The 19,045-nt window shown below is 46.2% G+C and carries 15 protein-coding genes and 1 pseudogene; 1 reads left to right on the top strand and 15 read right to left on the bottom strand.

What is annotated here, in order from left to right:
* Positions 1 to 84: 84 nt before the first annotated feature.
* The 3 genes from mgsA to ACQCVE_RS01750 are packed head-to-tail and all read right to left on the bottom strand — an operon-like array spanning position 85 to position 1,655.
* The gene (mgsA, locus tag ACQCVE_RS01760; RefSeq protein ID WP_426844028.1) at positions 85 to 507 is read right to left on the bottom strand and encodes a methylglyoxal synthase; all 423 of its coding nucleotides are present in this window, start codon (positions 505 to 507) and stop codon (positions 85 to 87) included.
* Between the two features lie 12 nt (positions 508 to 519).
* Positions 520 to 1,326: a 4-hydroxy-tetrahydrodipicolinate reductase gene (dapB, locus tag ACQCVE_RS01755; RefSeq protein ID WP_426844027.1), complete on the bottom strand. Its 807-nt coding sequence runs from the start codon at positions 1,324 to 1,326 to the stop codon at positions 520 to 522.
* The gene (locus ACQCVE_RS01750; RefSeq protein ID WP_426844026.1) at positions 1,323 to 1,655 is read right to left on the bottom strand and encodes a nucleotide pyrophosphohydrolase; all 333 of its coding nucleotides are present in this window, start codon (positions 1,653 to 1,655) and stop codon (positions 1,323 to 1,325) included. The genes dapB and ACQCVE_RS01750 overlap by 4 nt, the downstream gene beginning before the upstream one ends.
* Positions 1,656 to 1,793: 138 nt before the next feature.
* On the opposite strand from ACQCVE_RS01750, the gene ACQCVE_RS01745 reads away from it, so the two are divergent.
* Positions 1,794 to 2,663 (top strand): YitT family protein, encoded by an 870-nt coding sequence (locus tag ACQCVE_RS01745; protein ID WP_426844025.1) that lies wholly within the window; start codon positions 1,794 to 1,796, stop codon positions 2,661 to 2,663.
* A 168-nt stretch (positions 2,664 to 2,831) separates the two neighbouring features.
* On the opposite strand, the gene cydC is transcribed toward ACQCVE_RS01745, so the two are convergent.
* The 12 genes and pseudogenes from cydC to pulA all read right to left on the bottom strand — a co-directional run.
* The gene (gene cydC / locus ACQCVE_RS01740) at positions 2,832 to 4,553 is read right to left on the bottom strand and encodes a thiol reductant ABC exporter subunit CydC (protein WP_426861394.1); all 1,722 of its coding nucleotides are present in this window, start codon (positions 4,551 to 4,553) and stop codon (positions 2,832 to 2,834) included.
* Positions 4,550 to 6,280, bottom strand: a complete 1,731-nt coding sequence (cydD, locus tag ACQCVE_RS01735) for a thiol reductant ABC exporter subunit CydD (protein WP_426844023.1) — start codon at positions 6,278 to 6,280, stop codon at positions 4,550 to 4,552. Before cydD ends, cydC begins: the two co-directional genes overlap by 4 nt.
* A 131-nt stretch (positions 6,281 to 6,411) precedes the next feature.
* On the bottom strand, positions 6,412 to 6,510 hold the full coding sequence (cydS, locus tag ACQCVE_RS01730; RefSeq protein WP_426844022.1) for a cytochrome bd oxidase small subunit CydS: 99 nt from the start codon (positions 6,508 to 6,510) through the stop codon (positions 6,412 to 6,414).
* A gap of 14 nt (positions 6,511 to 6,524) precedes the next feature.
* Positions 6,525 to 7,538, bottom strand: a complete 1,014-nt coding sequence (locus ACQCVE_RS01725; RefSeq protein WP_426861392.1) for a cytochrome d ubiquinol oxidase subunit II — start codon at positions 7,536 to 7,538, stop codon at positions 6,525 to 6,527.
* 10 nt (positions 7,539 to 7,548) lie between these two features.
* A complete protein-coding gene (locus ACQCVE_RS01720) occupies positions 7,549 to 8,880 on the bottom strand; it encodes a cytochrome ubiquinol oxidase subunit I (RefSeq protein WP_426844020.1) in 1,332 nt (443 codons plus the stop codon).
* Between the two features lie 338 nt (positions 8,881 to 9,218).
* A complete protein-coding gene (gene ypjB, locus ACQCVE_RS01715; RefSeq protein WP_426861391.1) occupies positions 9,219 to 10,007 on the bottom strand; it encodes a sporulation protein YpjB in 789 nt (262 codons plus the stop codon).
* A gap of 71 nt (positions 10,008 to 10,078) precedes the next feature.
* Positions 10,079 to 10,672 carry a DUF1405 domain-containing protein gene (locus ACQCVE_RS01710; RefSeq protein ID WP_426844018.1) on the bottom strand — a complete coding sequence of 198 codons (594 nt, stop codon included), beginning with the start codon at positions 10,670 to 10,672 and terminating at the stop codon, positions 10,079 to 10,081.
* A gap of 117 nt (positions 10,673 to 10,789) precedes the next feature.
* Positions 10,790 to 11,557 carry a c-type cytochrome gene (locus ACQCVE_RS01705; RefSeq protein ID WP_426844017.1) on the bottom strand — a complete coding sequence of 256 codons (768 nt, stop codon included), beginning with the start codon at positions 11,555 to 11,557 and terminating at the stop codon, positions 10,790 to 10,792.
* Between the two features lie 44 nt (positions 11,558 to 11,601).
* A complete protein-coding gene (qcrB, locus tag ACQCVE_RS01700; protein WP_426844016.1) occupies positions 11,602 to 12,276 on the bottom strand; it encodes a menaquinol-cytochrome c reductase cytochrome b subunit in 675 nt (224 codons plus the stop codon).
* 3 nt (positions 12,277 to 12,279) lie between these two features.
* Entirely contained in the window at positions 12,280 to 12,786 is a 507-nt protein-coding gene (locus ACQCVE_RS01695; protein ID WP_426844015.1) for a ubiquinol-cytochrome c reductase iron-sulfur subunit, read from the bottom strand.
* 145 nt (positions 12,787 to 12,931) lie between these two features.
* Positions 12,932 to 13,381, bottom strand: a complete 450-nt coding sequence (locus ACQCVE_RS01690) for a DUF2487 family protein (protein WP_426844014.1) — start codon at positions 13,379 to 13,381, stop codon at positions 12,932 to 12,934.
* 162 nt (positions 13,382 to 13,543) lie between these two features.
* Positions 13,544 to 18,958 (bottom strand): annotated as a pseudogene (pulA, locus tag ACQCVE_RS01685) (type I pullulanase); the annotation flags it as partial.
* Positions 18,959 to 19,045 lie beyond the last annotated feature (87 nt).

Here is a 19,045-nt window from a genome sequence, read left to right as displayed (position 1 = left end):
TTAAAAGGGAAAATATTTGAAACAAGCCGGTTTATGCGGGAACAGCCTGTATCGGTCCCCGTTATACTGCAGCCGGGCTTCCGCTCAGGATTCATGAGAATCTCCCCGCTGTTTGTGAATGACCTTTCTCCATGTAAGATCTCCCCTGTTCAGCCCATGAATCAAAATCTCCGCTGTTCCCATATTCGTTGCCAAAGGGATGGCATAGACATCACACAGCCGAATCAGAGCGGAAACGTCTGGTTCATGCGGCTGGGCGGTGAGAGGATCGCGGAAGAAGATAACCGCATCCATTTCATTCCTGGCAATCATCGCTCCTATTTCCTGGTCCCCTCCGAGGGGCCCGGATTGGCATCTGGTAATCTTCAGCCCGGTCGCTTCCGTAATCCGGAGGCCGGTCGTGCCGGTTGCATAAAGTTCATGGTCCTCTAAAATGCTTTTGTATGCCGTTGAAAATTGAACAATATCATTTTTCTTTTTATCATGGGCAATGAGTGCAATCTTCATGACCTTTCCCCCTTATTCAATGATATTTTCAAGACCGTAAACAAGCGTATCGAGCTTCATCACCTGTTCTGCACAGAGCCTGACACCGGACATGAACGATTTGCGGTCATAGGAATCATGGCGGATTTTCAGCGTCTGCCCTTCTCCGCCGAACAGCACCTCCTGATGGGCAACCAATCCGGGCAGCCTGACGCTGTGGATCCTGATGCCGTTATAGGAAGCCCCTCTTGCACCATCCAGCACTTCTTTTTCAGAAGGATGACCCTGACTTTTATCTTCTCTTACAGCGGATATCATCTCCGCGGTTTTTATCCCGGTCCCGGACGGGGCATCAAGTTTTTGATCGTGATGCTGCTCAATAATCTCAATATCCGGGAAATACCTGGCTGCCATTTGCGAAAATTTCATCATCAGCACGGCGCCGACGGCAAAATTAGGAGCAATGATGATGCCAAGATGCTTCGTTTCTGCAAGCTCTTTTAATTCCGCCAGGTTGGCTTCTGTAAACCCCGTTGTTCCCACGACAGGGCGCACGCCCATTTCAAGAGCGGTCCTGGCATGAAGCATGCCTGTTTCCGGAACGGTCAAGTCGATAAGCACATCGGGATTGCTTTCGAACAGGCATGTTTGAACGTCTGTATAAATCATGGCATCGCTCGTAAAGCCATCTCCTGTTTCGTTCAGTCTTTTCCCCCCGTTGATCCGGTCCAGCACACCCGCTAATTCAAAGTGAGGGGTTTCCTCAACAAGGGCAACCGCTTCCTTTCCCATTCTGCCGCGCGGTCCAGCTATTGCGATTTTGATGGATTCCATATTCACTTCTCCTCTTTCTTCGTCCAGCGGTGTTGGTCGCGGACAGCAAATTTTTTCATAACAGCATCATGAGCATCAGTCAGATCAATCTGCAAAGAGTTGGCCATGCAGACAAGCACAAACAGCACGTCGCCTAGCTCTTCTTCGATCGCCTTTTCTGCTTCTGTTTCTTTTTTGGGTTTTTCTCCGTATCTGTGGTTGATTTCCCTGGCAAGCTCCCCTAGCTCCTCCGTCAGCCGTGCCGTCATGGCAAGCGGGCTGAAATACCCTTCTTTAAATTGTCCTATGTACTCGTCCACTTCTATTTGAATATCCTTCATGGATTTTCCGCTCATTGTGTTCCCTGCTTTCGTTATGTATTCGTCTGTTTTTAATTATAGCATCTGATGGGCTCCTGCGCGCTGATTTGCCGTTTTGCCCCGGTTGAACTATACTATTATCGCTGTGATTAGCTGATACGGAGTTGATTTTCATTGAACGGATTAAAAATACGCAATATTCTATTTATCCTGCTTGGCTCTTCCATCTTTGCTTTCGGTCTTGTTCATTTTAACATGCAAAATAAGCTGGCTGAAGGCGGTTTTACCGGCATTACTCTGCTCCTCTATTTTATTTTTACCATTGATCCATCCATCTCTAATCTCGTCCTGAATATTCCGCTGTTTATCATCGGGTGGAAGCTTCTCGGGAGAATCTCGTTTATTTACACGATGATCGGCACGATCAGCCTTTCCGTGTTTTTGTGGATTTTCCAGAGGTATCAGGTGGCTTTGAATCTGTCGGGCGATCTGCTGCTTGTTGCCCTGTTTGCCGGTGTCTTTATCGGAGTGGGGCTGGGCATTATTTTCCGGTACGGCGGTACAACCGGAGGGGTGGATATTATCGCCAGGCTTATCCAAAAATACAAAGGCATCAGCATGGGGAAAACGATGTTTCTCTTTGACGCTGGCGTCATAGGCCTATCTTTGCTTACCTATCTTGAATTAAGGGAAGCGATGTACACGCTCGTCGCAGTCTTTGTAGGTGCCCGGGTCATTGATTTTATGCAGGACGGTGCATATGGCGCAAAAGGAGCGACCATTATTTCTTCCCATCATGATAAAATATCCAGAAAAATCCTGGAAGAAATGGATCGGGGGGTAACTATTCTAAAAGGGCAGGGTTCATACTCCGGCAATGCTATGAATGTATTATACTGCGTTGTCGATAAGAATGAAATTGTCCGGCTCAAGCAAGTCATTACATCCGTGGATCCCCATGCGTTTGTTGCGGTCACTGATGTGCATGATGTTCTGGGGGAAGGCTTTACACTCGACAGTGAGAAAAATCCGATCGCAAGGTAAAATGGCGAGTCCTTTTGCCTATTTCAGCTAAAACCCCGGATGGCTCGCAGCCATCCGGGGTCTCTTATTGCTTTTCCATATCAAGTTTTCCGGCAGCTGCGCCTGTTTATCATCCGGCTGTTCAGGTTTTAAAGCCTGCATTTGCTGGTCCTGGGACTAAGGCTTCATCTATTGGGACAGGATATCGGCTTCGACTTTCTTTAACTCATAAAAATATCCTTTTCTCTCCATGAGATCTGAAAAAGAGCCCGCCTCTACTACTGTCCCTTCATCCATTACAAGAATCTGATCCATGTTTTCCAGTCCTGACAGACGATGGCTTATAAAAATGACAGTCGCTTCCTGCGTTTTATTAAAAATCCGCTGCACCATATTCTTTTCCGTCAGCAGGTCCATGGAAGAAAAAGGCTCGTCAAGCAGCCAGATCCGGCCTTTTTTCAAAAAGGCGCGGGCCAGTGCCAGTTTTTGGCGCTCTCCTCCTGACAGGTTTTCTCCTTTTTCCAGTACACGGTCATCTAATCGATGCGTATCGAGTTCAGCTTCCTGCAAAGCGCGCTCCAGCTCTTCCTCAGTGGCATGCCCGTCAGCAAGCAGTAAATTTTCCCTGATGGTGCCGTAGAAAAAATGATTTTCCTGAAGAACCGCATTAGCCGCCTGCCATATATCTTCCTTCCGGAGCCTGTGGATGGGCGCACCGTTCACATACAGCTCCCCGCTCTTGGCCTCTGCCATCTTTAAAATCAGCTGAACAAGGGTTGATTTTCCGGAACCGGAAGGCCCCACGATGGCTGTTTTTGATCCTTTAGGAAAGGTGACAGAGATGCTGTGAAGAGTGTCCCTCCCTTCATCCGGGAAGGCAAAGGTTAAATCCCTCACCTTCACTTCTATTGAACCATGCTTAGATAACTCCAGCGGCTCCTCTTTCTCCTGCACACCAAAATTTCCGGAGACGGCCGAAAAAAGCTGCTTGGACGATTGCTTGCTGTCTGCGTAATAAGATGGAAAAACAGCCATAGGAATCGCATATTCAAACACATTTAACCCGATCATGATCAGCATAGCCAGATAAATCCCGTCCATACGGCCATGCGTCACTTCGTAGACACCCGCTATGGCAATGCCCCAGCAGACAATCATTGATAGGAGCAGATTCAAGGATTGACTTCTGTTTTCATCAGCAAGCCTCGCCTCCTGTTCCTTGAGATAACGCTCTGACTTTTCCAGCAGCGCTGCCTCTTTTTCATCTGCCTTCTGGTGAATTTTCAGTTCACGGAATCCATACAGAAACTCGGCTGCTTCTGCAGAAAGCTCCCTCCTGAGCATTTGAACGGTATTTTTCCTGCGCTGCTGCTGCCATGCAAAAAAGGCAGGTACAGCGATTCCGGTAAGAATCATACCCGCTGCAATGATTAAACAGATCCAAACGGAATAAAACGAACTGAAAAAAAACGTACTCAAAAACACAAAAAAGAAAACGACCGGAGGATAGAAAACCCTCAGAAAAAAGTTTTGCAGACTCTCTACATCTCCCACAATTCGCGCGAGCAGGTCTCCGCTCCGCCAGCGCTGCAGGAGGGCAGGTGACATGGGCTCCAGCCTCTCAAAAAAGGCAGCCCTCATATTCCCTAGAATGGTAAAGGTTGCTTTATGGGAAAAATACCGTTCTCCATAACGGCTGACCGCACGTGCAATGCCGAATAATTTTAAAAGGGCAAGCATGACGGTCAGTGTATAAAGCGGAGGGATAAGCGCTGCTTTTGAGATGACATATCCGCTGGCACCAAATAGCGCGGTCCCGATCAGAGCAGCAGACACTCCTAATAAAGCTGTGAGCATAATGTCTTTTTTTTCTCTCATTGCAATCTGGCTGATGGCAAACAAACTTTTCATAGTTTAACCGCTCCCCGCTGCTCTTGCACCATATTTTGATAGGCTGGCACAGCCTTTAAAAGCTGTTCATGAGTTCCAGAGGCAAGCACCTTTCCCCCGCTCATATAAATTAGCAGATCCGCCTCTCTGATCGTATAGAGCCGATGGGCCACCGTAATCATGCTCGCCCTTTCACTCAGCTCACGTATGGAGGATTGCAATATTCGTTCTGTATACAAATCAAGTCCTGTCGTCGGTTCATCAAAAAGGATGAGAGACGGCTTTTTAACAAACGCCCTCGCCAGAGCGATCCTCTGCTTCTCTCCGCCTGACAGACCGCGCCCGCCCTCACCGATCCGGGTGTCGATTCCTTGATCGAGCGACTCAATCAGTTTGATCAAACCGGATTTTTCAACAGCAGCTATCAATTCCTGCTCGTCCACCTCATCCGTTGCTCCGAGGCAGATGTTTTCTTTGATCGTTCCTGAGAATAGGTAAGGATGCTGGGAAATATAGGTCATTTTTCGAAACCATCCCTGCTCACTAAATTCACCCCGGGGGCGGCCGTTTACAAAAATGGTTCCATCTGAAGGATCCACAAGGCCTGATAGCAATCGCAGCATTGTCGTTTTCCCGGAACCATTCGGACCGATAATAGCCGCCTTTTGGAACGGTTTGATTGCAATTGTGACATCACGTAATGAAAATGAGCCGTCCGTGTACGAGAAGTGAACGTGATCAAAGGAAATTTCAGGCGGTGCTTCAAATGTCCACTCTGAGCTTCCCCACTCCACGTCTTTCCCGGTGTCTTCCAGTTCCTCAGCTATTTTTCCAGCTGCTCCCATGCTTCCGCGCCCGGCGTGAAACGCGCTCCCCAGATCCCGCAAGGCTAAATAAAAATCGGGGGCCAGTATAAGAATAAAAAACGCTCCAAAGAATGTCATATTTTCAAAGACGACCAGCTGCAGACCGAGTTCAAACGCAATCAGCCCTACGCTTAGCATCGCGATAAATTCAAGGGCCAAAGAGGATGAGAAGGCCGTTTTTAGAACGTCCATCGTTGCATCCCGGAACTCAAAGCTCTTTTGGCGGATTAACTGCTTTTGCTCCTTGGATTTACCCAGCAGTTTGAGAGTGGGCAAACCTTGCAGCACATCCAGGAAATGTCCTGAGAAAGCAGTCATTTTCTCCATTTGCCTATCGGCTTTTTTTTGCGTTTTTAATCCGATGACAATCATATAAATCGGAAAAAACGGGGCCGTAACAAGCATCAGCAGGCCTGAATAGAGGTGCTCGGTGAAAACGGCAATCAAAATAATCAGCGGAAGGATGCTCGTCTGAATCAGCTGCGGGATATAAAAACTGAAGTAAGGGTCAATTTCATCCACTGCATCCATGACCACCCCAGCTTTCTTCCCTGTCTGGCCGCTCAGCGAAGACTGAAGGGGATTGCCGGCGTATTTGCGGATCAATTCCCTGCGGATTTCCCCCTTGACCTTTGTTCCAATCCTGATGCCTAATTTTCTTGATAGAAAAATAAACCATACGCGGGCAGTGAGTGTTAGCAGCAATAGTATAAAGGCCGGAAAAACGTCCTGTAATGCCGCCTCCTTAAGAAAGACCTGATCAACGATATAGACGAATCCATATGCCTGTCCGACCAGCAAGACCCCATTCATAACCGATGAGAGGAAAAGAGGGATCATCCATTTTTTGTGGGCCAGTGCTCTTTTTCTCAGCTGTTCCATAAGCTGTGGATCTCCTCACTTTCTGTTTGGTCTTTTTTAAAGGGCTTTTGCACTGCGTCAGAGTCATGTGCTGCCGGAAAGAATACTAAGCTTGCATACTTTGCCAAGCAGTCAGCTATTAAGCTTTTGCCTTAAGAAAGATCCTTGCCTTTAGCCCCCCATATAAACAAGAAGACAATGGCTCCGGCAACAAGCAATACCGGCGCAATCATGATCAGGAATGTATTCATAGTCCTTCCCTCCCCTATTTTTTTCCCTGTACGTATTCGTTATTGAATAAAAACAGTTTCATTAATAAATAGAGCGATGGAACGAGCAGGCAAAAACCTGCTATAAAGGAACCAATCAGCGTAAGTGCCATCGTTTCATTCGTAAAACTGTCATAGATTGTTAAATGAGGGTACAGCAGGTACGGTAAATGCGCTGATCCATACCCGTAAAATGCTGCTGCAAACTGCAGCATGACGAGAATAAATGATATTCCCGGACGTTTTTTCTTCCAAATTAAATACACAGCTCCTAAAAAGAACAAAATTGAAAGGCCGAAGAGCCAGCCTGCGTCCAGCATTTTCTCAAAGTGAACCCTGTTATGGACATACATCGCCCAAAATACGAGAAAGCTTGCAAGAATCGTAGGGCCGCTCCAAAACAGGGCATACTTTCTTAAAACGGTATACGCCCCGTTATCCCCTGCTTTATGTGCATAAAAGGTAAGGAAACAAGCTGAAATATACAGCACGCTTACAATTGCAAGAAAGACAACAGCCCATGAATAGGAGCTTGTAAACAATGTGCCATAGTTCAATGAAAGCTCTGACCCATTTATCTCGATGTAGCCTCCCTCAGAAATCGTTAAAACCGTTGAAAGGGATGCAGGGATTAAAAGACCGGTTGCTCCATAGAGAAGCTGATACCGATGGCGCTCTTTATGTCCATAGTGATGAAAGGCATAATAGGACCCGCGGATGGCGATCAGGATCACAGCAATGCTCCCGGGGACGAGCAGAGCTGTTCCATAGTAATACGACACATTTGGAAAAAAGCCGATCAGCCCTACGTAAAAGAAAATCAGAAATACATTTGTCACTTCCCACACAGGTGATAGGTACCGGTTGATGACCTTCTGGACAACGTGTCCTTTTCCCGTTGCAGAAGCATAATAGTTGAAAAAACCGGCTCCGAAATCTATGGAAGCTACAATGAGATAGCCATATAAAAAGGTCCATAGCACCGTTATGCCGAGTACTTCATAGCTCATAATCTCCCCCCTATTCCATTCCGCGTTTTTTTAATTCTTTTTCAACTGGATTTGCTTTAAACGTCCTGAACAGCACAGTCGCTGCAGATACGATTAATACGGCATAAAGTGCGGCAAATAAATACAGCATAATGTCTACATGCTGTGAGGAGGTTGCCCCGTCTGCCGTCCGCATCACTCCTCTGATGATCCACGGCTGCCTGCCTTCCTCTGCAAAAAACCAGCCGGCTTCAATCGCAAGCATTGCGAGCGGTCCACCTGCAGCAATCAGTATAAGCAGCGGCTTGTTATAAGGATTCCAGTTCTTTTTCTTTTTAAAAACGACATACAGAAAGGAGATTGCAGCAAGACTCATCCCGATCCCAACCATCAGGTCAAACATGTAATGAACCATTAATGGCGGCCAATCCTCCTCTGGGAATTCTTCAAGGCCGGTAACTTCAGCATCAGGTGTTCCATGTGCTAAGATACTGAGCGCGTATGGAATCTCCAGCGCATATTTAACCTCACGATCTTCATCCAGAATCCCTCCCAATACCAAGGAAGCTTCCTCGACCGTTTCAAAATGCCATTCGGCAGCTGCAAGTTTCTCAGGCTGATAGTTTGCTAAATATTTTCCGGATAAATCGCCAATCAGCGCGGTTGTAATGGCGAAAACAAATGCCGTCATCATAGACAGATGAAGCGCCTTTTTATGGTAAATATGATGTTTCCCACGTAATATGGCAACAGCTGAAATAGCTGCAAGGATAAATGCTGCTGTTAAGTAAGCAGATGATAGCACATGGGATACTTTTGTCGGTGTTGCCGGATTAAACATAGCTGCAAATGGATTAATGTTGGAAAGAACCCCGTTCTCATAAGTAAATCCCAGAGGTGCATTCATAAACGAATTGACTGTCGTGATAAAAAAGCCGGATGCTGTTGCGCCAAGCGCTGCTGGGATTAACAGCATTAAATGATACATTTTGTTTTTAAAGCGGTCCCATGTATATAAATAAATACCAAGAAAGATTGCTTCAAAGAAGAAGGCAAAGGTTTCAAGGAAAAGCGGAAAACTGATTGTCTGACCAGCCACCTGCATAAATTTGGGCCATAATAAACTCAGCTGCAAAGCAATCGCGGTGCCTGTAACGACTCCGACTGCTACTGTGATGATGTAGCCGCGGGCCCATCTTCTTGCAAGCAAGTGATAATGTTCATCATTTTTTTTAATTCCCATCCACTCGGCAAGTGCAATTAAAAGGGGTACCCCCACTCCCAAAGTAGAAAAAATGGTATGCACCGCAAGCGTAAGTCCTGTCAGGATGCGGCTGTACAAAACCGGATCATACTCAAACAATGTCGGCTCCTCCTTTTTGGGGAAGAGACGCGTCTCTTCCATTAAATATATACCCACAGTCTATAATTTCTTTTAACCTATTTCTATACCATTCACGATATCTCCACACATTGTTCACATTTTCACAATCTTTTTTTGGACACATTTATGAATGGCTTTATTTATTTTAGGATAGGGGGAGCTTTAATACCTTCTGGACAAAAAAAAACCCTAAGGCGCTTGCTTAAAATAGGGGAACATTGAGTACTGTGCAAGGGAAGATCTCTGTCTCCCCTCCTGGCTGAATGAATGAAAGGAACCCGGCATAAAAAAAGCAGCCGTGCAGGCCACTTTTCCTTTTACCATTCCCGTTCCCGTTCCACCTGTTTTTCCTTTTCGCCTTTAAATTTTCTCCAGGCGGCATACGTTAAAGTCAGAATAATCATCCCGCCTGTCGAAATAATGACCCAAATCAGCGAGGGGTCTGCTTCATCTTCTTTTACCCCTTTAAAGAGGTTTTTAAATTCTGTTTCCATTGAAGTCAGCTGGCTGATTCGGGCTTCCTGTGAAACATTTTCCGACAAATCATCTTCTACAGATGATATCAGCGCTTGCACCTTACGAATCTGGCCGGGCGTGACATCAACGGAAACGGAGGGGTAAATCGTTTCATACAAGCTTAAAAATTCATTCCAGTCCTGTTCGAAGGAAGTGGTATTCCCTCCTGCTGCGTCCTCCTTCAAATGCTGAAAGGAAGCCATCATGGTATCCTCCATCGAGCTCCAGAGAGGCTCATTTTCTGTAAACGCCGCATCTACCACCATATGAAACTGGGTGACAGCACGCATTTTCGCATCAGGATCCCGGGTCTGTTCACTAAGCGTTTCGACTGCCTTGCTGTGAACAGCCGATATGGTCCTGATCGTCCGGCTGGAAACGGATTGCCCAGAGACCGGATGTTTTTCAAATTGCCTTGAAAAATAGTTGAGCATTTGAAGGCAATCAGCTGTTCTTCCCTGCTTTGCCAGCTGGAAAGCGCTGTAAGAGGTTTTCGAAAGGCTGTTCCATCTATCATTCTCATCTCCCTTTGCTTCCGAACTTGCGAAAAGAAGAAACAGGACTGTAAAGCAAATGATCCATCTCCCCATGATTGTCCCCCCCAAATCTTCTAGTAAAAAATATGTGAAGGGGGACAAGTTTAGACCATCCTGAAGAACCTTTAGAGAATTTCAAGCTTCATTCTTTTTTCTTTAATGACGAACCAGTAGCCAATCCCAATCGAGAGGACACTAAGCCAGAACGTAAAATAACCGATATTCGGCAAGTAATCCATCAGCGAATAGTAAATCGGCATCTGTCCAAACACATAGTCAATCACATCGTTGTGCAGGGTCCATCCTGCAGCTATAAGCAGATGGACAGCCCTGAAACGGTAAAAAGGAATGTAAAGGAGCCCCTGGACAGCCATGGCAAGATGGGAGGCCATCAGCATATACCCTGCCGGAGCGAGATCCCCGGTTGTGATCAAAACAAGCATATTCATGACCGTTGCCCAAATCCCGTATTTAAACAGCGTCACGACAGCAAGTGCTTCCATCAGCTTTGACCTTCTTCCAAATAAGAAGAGCAGAATGACAATTGTAAAAAACAGGCTGGCCGTCGGGCTGTCGGGAACAAAAATCAGGAAATGCGGTTCGGTCACCGCCAGCTGGCCTGTATACCAATAATATCCGTACAGAGTGCCCAGCAGATTAACGGCAAACAGCACAAACAAAAAAGGTTTCCCGGCTAAAATCAAATAGATCGTCTTCATATACCGCTCTCATTTCTTTTAAAATTTCTTCCAGCTCTGCAGAAAAGGGACTGGATAAAACAGCCCTCGGATCTGCATCCTTTTAATCATATAAAAAAGCTGACAAAATGTCAGCTTTTACTTGGACGAAACGGTCGATACAAATTCAGAAAGCACCTTAAGCTCTTCATCCGTCCCTTTAAACACACCGGCAGGCATTGTGCCCTGTCCTTCTTTCGCAATCTTGGCGATTTCTTCAGGCTTTAATCCGCTGTCGACAAGCGAAGGCCCTGCTGCGCCGCCCTGAAGATTATCCCCATGACAAGAGACACACGTTTGCTCCTGAAACACTTTATATCCTTCAGAACTTGTATCAATTTCAGCCTCTGCCGTAATTTTTCCCTGCTCCCCGATTTTCTTCCAGTCTGTAGTAGCTACAGATTCCCATGTAAGAAAGATGATGGCCGCTGTCGCAAGAAGCATCATACCGACAGTCACTGGCCGTTTAGCCGGTCTGCGTTCAGGTCCCTGGTCAAGAAAAGGGACAAGCAGCAGAGCTCCCGCTGCAATGCCCGGCATAATCATTGCTCCGATAACCGTATATGGTCCGGCAGCGTATGAATATTTTAAGAGCTGATACAAAAACAGAAAGTACCAGTCAGGCAGCGGAATGTATCCCGTGTCCGTAGGGTCTGCAACCCTTTCGAGCGGAGATGGATGAGCGACTGTCAGACACAAAAACCCTATCAGGAATACCGCTCCAACCATCCATTCCCTTAGCAGAAAATTTGGCCAGAATGCTTCGGTTTTGCCAGGAAACTCTGAATAATCTTTCGGAATGTTCGGTTTTCTTTCTGCAGGGACACGAGAATCCCCGACAAATTTCATGCCTTTTCCGCGATGCATGATTCCCCCTCCTTTTTAGATGGTGCTGTATAAAATGGTCGATTTTACAAAGGCCCGGAAATTCCCTGTTTCCGAATCATTAGGAAATGAGCCGCCATCAGACCGAATAAAGCGGCCGGAAGGAAGAATACATGGATGGCGAAGAAGCGTGTAAGAGTCTGGGCACCGACGATTTCCGGATGTCCGGAAAGGAGGGTTTTGACCTGGGTGCCTATAAATGGTGTAGCCTCTGCAATCTGAAGCCCGACTTTCGTGGCGAAAAGCGCTTTCATATCCCATGGCAGCAAATAACCTGTAAAGCCAAGGCCGAGCATGACAAAGAAAATCAGCACACCGACAATCCAGTTTAATTCACGCGGTTTCTTATACGCTCCCTGGAAAAAGACTCGAAGGGTATGAAGAAACATCATGACAATGACAAGACTCGCTCCCCAGTGATGCATCCCTCTGACGATTTGGCCGAATGCCACTTCATTCTGCAAATAATAAACAGATTCCCAGGCATTTTTAATGTCAGGCACATAGTACATCGTCAAAAACATACCGGATAACACCTGAATGACTGTGACGAAAAAAGTGAGTCCCCCAAAGCAGTAGACGAATGCAGAAAAATGATGGGCCGGATTCACATGCTCCGGTACTTCGTGATCCGCTATATCCCGCCACAAAGGAGTAATATCCAGACGCTCATCCACCCAGTCGTAAATTTTATTCAGCATTGGCTATGCTCCCTTCTTCTTGGCTTTTCCGAGATACAGGTAGCCGTCCTTCACCTGCTGTTCGAATACGTCAAGCGGAGCAAGCGGCGGTGTACCTGGAATATTATCACCGTTTTTCTCGTAACGGCCGTAATGGCATGGACAGAAAAACTGGTTCTGATTCTCCGGATCTCCGTTCCAGCTGACCGTGCATCCCAAGTGCTTGCATACAGGAGACAGGGCGACGATTTCGCCCTTTTCATCCTTAAATACCCAGGCTGAACGGGGCTCATCGGATTCATACCATGCATCCACCTGTTTAATCTTAAAATTGAACCGCTTTGGTTCAGCTGTAATTTCGTCCACCTTAACCACCTGGACTAAATCCTGGCCTGCTACGGGACGCAGAACAGGGTCAAGGGCAAAGCGGACCATCGGCATTATCATCCCTGCGGCCATAAAGCCGCCAACGCCGGTAAGCGTGTAATTAAGGAATTGCCTTCTGGATACCCCATGCTTTCTCTCGCTCATCTTTCTCCCCCTTCTATCCCCTATAGATGAAGTCTGGATGCAACGCGTAAAAAAATTTATAGTACTAGGACATTCTAATGATATATCAATCTCATAAACGGGTCAATATCATCCTTTTATGGAAAAAAGTATAATGACAGGGTTTTCATTTACATTTCCAAAATTGTAATAGAATGTTCATAATTTGCTGCAAATGACTATCGAGCACCTGTCCTGCGGCATTGCGGTCAATATTCTCCATCGGGATTGATGGGATCCATATTAGTTCGTTCCCGAGCACACCGGATGTTGTTTTCCAATTTGGATCTGAAGTAAGCAAGAGAATATATGGAAACCTGCTTAACGATTCTTTCCATTCTAAAATTCTCTCCGCCGCATTTTTTTCCCCCGGCAGATACGTGAATGGAGGACTCAAAACCAGCCTGCCCCTAAATTGCCTTTCCAGTTCCTCAGACAGCAGGGTGATAAATTCTCCGTTATACACATTTTGAAGAATGGAAGGATCAGCACCTGCAGGAATCAGCGGGACAACGATCGTATCTATGTATTCTTTTTCTTTCTCTAACGCGATTGCATCTGCCGCAGCCCATTTCATGCTGAATACACCTCCTAAGCGGTAAATTGAAAAAGAAGACAATGAAGATTAAGCTCCATTGTCTATATTTTACATGATTATTGAATTATTTTCAGAAGATTTTTATTACTTCCATCTTTTTATGATAACAGTGCCTCCTTCAGAGCGGCCAGGTATGGTAACTGCTGCCTTGCCGTCTTTTTGAATCTTATAATCCTTGCCGGAATAGAGATCCTTTGCAGACGACCCTTTACCTGCAGGAATGACGGCCTCCTTAGCTTCATCGGTCGTATTTATCCCGATCAGCAGCTCTTGTCCTTCATATTTTCTTGAGAATACAAGATAGCCGTCCTTGTTGCTTCCGGCAACGAGCTTTCTATCCCCTTTTGAGAAGACTTCGGAATAGTGCTTTCTCGTTTGCAGCAAACGGGCATAGTGGGCAGCCATCTTATTGCCGCTAATCTGATCCCATGCCATATCATAACGGTTCTCATTGAACTCACCTTTATCGAAGTCTCCCCCGTGTTTGCCTGACAGGCCAATTTCTTCCCCATAGTATATGACCGGCTGTCCTTTTGCTGTAATCTGGAGGCTTGCAGCGATCATTTGCTTAGAAAGGTCCCCATCAGCAAAAGCAGTAAGAAAACCATCTTCATCGTGGCTGCTTAAAAATTGCCCGAGCATCGCCGTGTTGTTTAGCTGGGCATTCCGTTTTTCAAGATTCGCCTCGGTTTGTTCAATGCTGCCGTTTATGAACGCCGCAGCCTCTTGCTTAAATCCAAAATCAAGCAGGGAATCCATCTGCCCGCTATTAAGATAGCCGCCTGTATTCTCCGGACTGGCTCCATAATTTTCGCCTATCAGCTTAAAATCAGGCTTTATTTTAGTCAGCTCGTTTTTAAATGCATTCCACGCAGTAGAGTCCACGTGCTTAACGGTATCTACACGGAAATAGTCGATGGTGTCACCGCGCTTAGTTTTTGCTTTTTTCAGCCAGTCTGTCTGCCACTTGATAATCTGATTGCGCACTTCCGGTTCTTCCGTCTTAAAGTCTGGCAGACCAGCAAGCTCACCCTTGATCACATCCGTCCCCCCATCGCGGAACATACCTTTGAAACGAAGGGAATCTTCAATGGCCGGATAATTCGGAATATCCTGCTGGCCGCCGTCCTTCAGGCCGTAGCCGCCATGATTCAAGACGACATCAACCATGATTTTCATGCCTTTATCATGCGCTTTGTCTATCAGTTTCTGGAAGGTCTTTAAATCGCCCAGATGCTCATCCAGCTTCGTAAAGTCCTTGGCCCAATATCCGTGGTACCCATATTGAGCGCCTTTCTTTCCGCTCCGGATATTCCAGTCAACATTATCGACAATGGGGGTTATCCATATAGTATTGATGCCCATATCTTCCAGGTAATCCAGCTTCTTGAGAATTCCCGCGAAATCACCGCCGTGGTAGCTTTCCGGATGCTTCTTATCGTAATTTTCACCGTTCGGATCATTGTTGGCCGGATCCCCGTCATAGAACCGGTCCGTAAGCATAAAATAGATTCTGGCTTCATCCCAGTCAAACTCATCCTTGGCTGAGCCTGCTGACGGAACGGATTTGATTTCAAGCTTTGCCATTCCTTTATGGGTGTTTCCATACTGGTCCTTTACCGTAATTGGCAGCTTTTTTACACCTGCGGCTACCGTGTCCTTCACGGAAACACTTATTTCATTCAGAGCGGGATCTACCCTCGTGTGTTCCATCCCACCGAGCGGCCGCAAATCTATGTGCATGTCGGATAGCTCCGCTTCAGCCTCTGAATCCGTATTCACCGTTATGACTGCATTTTCTCTGGATGAGATTTCCTTTGGGTAAGCAGAAGCCGTCACATTAATTTCCGGTACGGAATAGGTCATGACAGATTTGCCGTTTTCATCCGTATTATACGGATCACTCATTTCTGTTGTTTGTCCGTTTTTCGTTACAAGAAATGTATATTCATAGGTGCCTTCCTTTAAATTCTCCAGAGTGAAAGCAAAGTACTGATTTTTCTGATCGTATTGCATCTCTTCCGTATTGCCGTTAATTTTCACCTGGACCTTATCTATCTGCTCCTGTGAACCCGTTTCATACAGCTCCTGATCCCGGTAAATAAACGTCAGCTTTCCGTCTCCAAGAATTGGCCCCTTAACAGGCGGAACGGTTTCAAAAGGTCCAACACCGCTCGTTACCATTACTTTCGTTACCGGCTGAGATAGATCTGCTTCAATGTACCGGTCTTGACCGTAAGCATCCTTTTCAGCCCAATCTGTACCTTTTCTTAGGACAAACCCTATTTTCGTTGTATCCGGGCCGATAGGAAACTTCGCTACCGCTCCGTTTTCCGTTACTTTGGAAAAGCGCTTTTCTCCATCCTCTGCTCCCGTTTGCCATGTCCAGATATTCCACCCTTCATAGTCTCCTGAAGGTCTTTTATAAGTGAATTCTACGTATCTTTGAACATATTTTTTAACCTCAACCTGCTTTTGCGCAGTGACTGAACCGCTCCTGGCAGTAATGACTGTTTTTCCCGGAGCCAGCCCGGTTACTTCACCCGAGGAGGAAACAGACGCCGCTTTTGGATTAGAGGACGTCCATTCTACAGAAGCTTCTTCCATCACCTGTCCGAATTGATCCTTCACAGTGCTTAGCAGCTGGATGGAGCTGGATTCATAGACGGCCTCTTTTCCTTGCAAAGTTATTGAAGCAGGATTGCGATCAGCCACTGTAACGGAAACAGATTGTTTAACTGCACCGCTTGATACCGTAACGGTTGTTTTTCCCGTTTGTTTTGCCCTCAGTTTTCCTCTGGAATCGGTCTGGACGATCTTTTCGTCTGCACTGGACCATTGGAGTGGCTGATTTTTCATGCTTGCTCCAAATTGATCTTTTACAGAAGCCTGAATCATCCTTGAGGCTCCAGGTTCCATATAAAGCTGAGCAGCTGGAAGAGAGATAGAGGCCGGCACGGACTCCTCTGTTCTTTCTTCATCATATAAGACCATCATGGATAGCGGCTGAACCTCAGCTGCTCCCTTGGCTTTCCCCAATACAGAAGTACCTGCCTGACGATCATTCACCACAATCTTCCATTCGTTTTCGGAAGCTGGCAGGCTGACCTTTTGTACCGAGGAATCAGCGTTATAGATAACGATAGCGTTTTTCCATTTATCCCCGTTCGCGTGATTTTTCAACTGATAAGCGACGACATTGTTTTGCTGCTGCAGAACTTCCACGTGTGCTTCTACCTGCTGTTTTTCTGTCATTTTAAATGCTGGATGTGCACTCCGAAGCTTATACAGCCCCTGATAATACTTATTCACGAGGTCAAAATCCGTTAAATCGCTCCAATCCAATTGATTGATGGCATCCGGACTTTTATAGCTGTTATGGTCTCCGTATTTGGTGCGGAGCATTTCATCTCCGGCATGAATAAACGGGATTCCTTGAGAAGTTATGGCAATTCCATTTGCAAGCAGTGAGCGTTTGACTGTTTCATTGGAAAGCTCATCTTCTGAGCTGACAGCGTGATGGGGCGTCGCAGCCGCTACAGCTTCTTCCACCGTTTTATAGGCTGCTGCATCTTCTCCCTGCAGCTTGCCGTCTTTAATCTGAACAAACCCCTCTTTTTCCTCGAGGCCCTGAGTTTTAATGATTTTATCCCACATGTTTAAATTGTCGTGAGCCGTCACGTAATTGATTGATTCGAGAGGGGAATTTGTAAAATCAGTGATGGATCCTTTTACTCCGGTCACAATCGCTTCTTCCCGGTCATTCTCCCCAGTGGCAAAACCCTTTGACGCATCATCGCTCCCGCCTTTGATTGCCCCGCGGATGTTATCATTGAAAACGGCAAAACCTTTATCTTTTTGTGCGCCTTTAGTCGTCTGAAGACTTTCTGCGAGAGGTGACCCTCCAGCTTGCCATGGCTCACCATATATTAGCAGGGTCGGATCGACTTGCTCTTTCAGTTCCTTTGTCAGCTGTTCCATCATGTGCACGTCAATCAAACCCATAAGATCAAACCTGAAGCCATCCACCCCATACTCTTCAGCCCAGTATTTCACAGAGTCTTTAATGTATTTGCGCACCATCGGTCTTTCAGTGGCGACCTCATTCCCTGTTCCGCTTCCATTGGTATACGTTCCACTGTCATTCGTTCGGTAGAAGTAGCCGGGAACAATTTTATTAAACGGTCCGTTCTCCGTTTCGAATGTATGGTTGTATACCACATCCATTACAACCCGGATTCCTTTATTGTGCATTGCCTGGACCATTTCTTTAAATTCTTTAATCCGCACATCCGGATCTGCCGGGTCTGTTGAATAGGACCCTTCGGGAACATTAAAATTCTGCGGATCATAGCCCCAGTTAAATTTCGGATCAGATGAGGCCGGATCATCTGCCTTTAATTCGTTGACGGTTTTGAAATCATAGGAGGGCAGCAAATGGACATAATTGATTCCTAAATCCGCAAGGTGATCAATTCCGGTAGACGTTCCACTGCTGTTTTTTGTTCCCGTTTCTGTAAACGCTTTAAATTTCCCCCGGTATTTCATTCCGGAATCCGGATCCTGTGAGAAGTCTCTTACATGAAGTTCATAAAGAGAAGCATCTGCAGCAGAAGCTACAGAAGGCTTGTCCATTGGATTCCAGCCGGATGGATCTGTGGCCTCCAGACTTACAATAGCGGATCTTTGACCGTTTGCGCTTACTGCCTTTGCGTACGGATCGACTGCGTAATTCACCTTGCCGTCAGAAAACTCTATTTTATACATATAGAATTTTCCGTTCAAATCTCCTTTACCTGATCCTGACCAAACCCCATTATCTTCTCTTCTCATCACCTGTTCCGTACCATCTGCATGGTCATTTACCGTACCTTGCTCCGTATATGTACCGGCGCTGTCGTAAAGAACGAGGCTCACTTTTTCGGCTGTCGGCGCCCAAACCTTAAAATCTGTCTGTCCTGGCTTGTAGACTGCACCGAGATCGTCACCTCCATAAAAAAATTTCTTATCATCAAGGGCTTTCCTGACCGTCACCTTCTTTTCTCCAAAACGGTCGCTTTTCACGATATACGTATTTCTAACGTCAATGGACCCTGAATCTTCAACCAGAAGCATCACTTGATTATCTTTTACTTTTTTAACGGAAGCATCTATTTCTTTATTTGCTGCTTTGTCCATTAGTTTAAAGCCGTTTATATCCTCATTCTTTAAAGAGTGCGAAGAGGTGATGCTGACCCGTTCCAGCGAGTCCATCATAGCAGAGGAAATTTGTTCTCCAACATCCGTTTCGTCTTTGCTTGCATAAACCGATGAATCACCTTCAACAATCCATCCTTCCCCGCTCGTTTCTCCATCCGGGATGACCATTGTACGGGTCATTTCTTGGGTCGTCCAGTTTCCAGGCCTCGCAATGACATTGACTTTACTGGAAGAAGCTTCAAATACTGCTTTTGCGAACCCTTCAGATTCTTCTGCGAAATCCACCTCACGGCCGTCTTTCCCATCCTCCCAAATCCACAGGTCCCAGTCCTTTGCTTTTCCGTCATACCGGTAATAATTGATGGTGTAGCTGTATTTCTGTTCAGCCTTCTCCGCATTTAACCCTTTTGATGCAACCGTTTGCAAATCAGCTGATGCCGATGC

This window comes from Metabacillus sp. 113a, from assembly GCF_050107635.1.
Classification (GTDB): domain Bacteria; phylum Bacillota; class Bacilli; order Bacillales; family Bacillaceae; genus Metabacillus_B.
Note: the sequence above shows the minus strand (reverse complement) of the source record. Positions and strands in the feature narration are given on the sequence as shown.

Bases quoted from the DNA above. Each gene is read 5' to 3' on its own strand.
- mgsA (WP_426844028.1), bottom strand. From the start codon at position 507: ATGAAGATTGCACTCATTGCCCATGATAAAAAGAAAAATGATATTGTT.
- ACQCVE_RS01750 (WP_426844026.1), bottom strand. From the start codon at position 1,655: ATGAGCGGAAAATCCATGAAGGATATTCAAATAGAAGTGGACGAGTAC.
- cydC (WP_426861394.1), bottom strand. From the start codon at position 4,553: ATGAAAAGTTTGTTTGCCATCAGCCAGATTGCAATGAGAGAAAAAAAA.
- cydD (WP_426844023.1), bottom strand. From the start codon at position 6,280: ATGGAACAGCTGAGAAAAAGAGCACTGGCCCACAAAAAATGGATGATC.
- cydS (WP_426844022.1), bottom strand. From the start codon at position 6,510: ATGAATACATTCCTGATCATGATTGCGCCGGTATTGCTTGTTGCCGGA.
- ACQCVE_RS01725 (WP_426861392.1), bottom strand. From the start codon at position 7,538: ATGAGCTATGAAGTACTCGGCATAACGGTGCTATGGACCTTTTTATAT.
- ypjB (WP_426861391.1), bottom strand. From the start codon at position 10,007: ATGGGGAGATGGATCATTTGCTTTACAGTCCTGTTTCTTCTTTTCGCA.
- ACQCVE_RS01710 (WP_426844018.1), bottom strand. From the start codon at position 10,672: ATGAAGACGATCTATTTGATTTTAGCCGGGAAACCTTTTTTGTTTGTG.
- ACQCVE_RS01705 (WP_426844017.1), bottom strand. From the start codon at position 11,557: ATGCATCGCGGAAAAGGCATGAAATTTGTCGGGGATTCTCGTGTCCCT.
- qcrB (WP_426844016.1), bottom strand. From the start codon at position 12,276: ATGCTGAATAAAATTTACGACTGGGTGGATGAGCGTCTGGATATTACT.
- ACQCVE_RS01695 (WP_426844015.1), bottom strand. From the start codon at position 12,786: ATGAGCGAGAGAAAGCATGGGGTATCCAGAAGGCAATTCCTTAATTAC.
- ACQCVE_RS01690 (WP_426844014.1), bottom strand. From the start codon at position 13,381: ATGAAATGGGCTGCGGCAGATGCAATCGCGTTAGAGAAAGAAAAAGAA.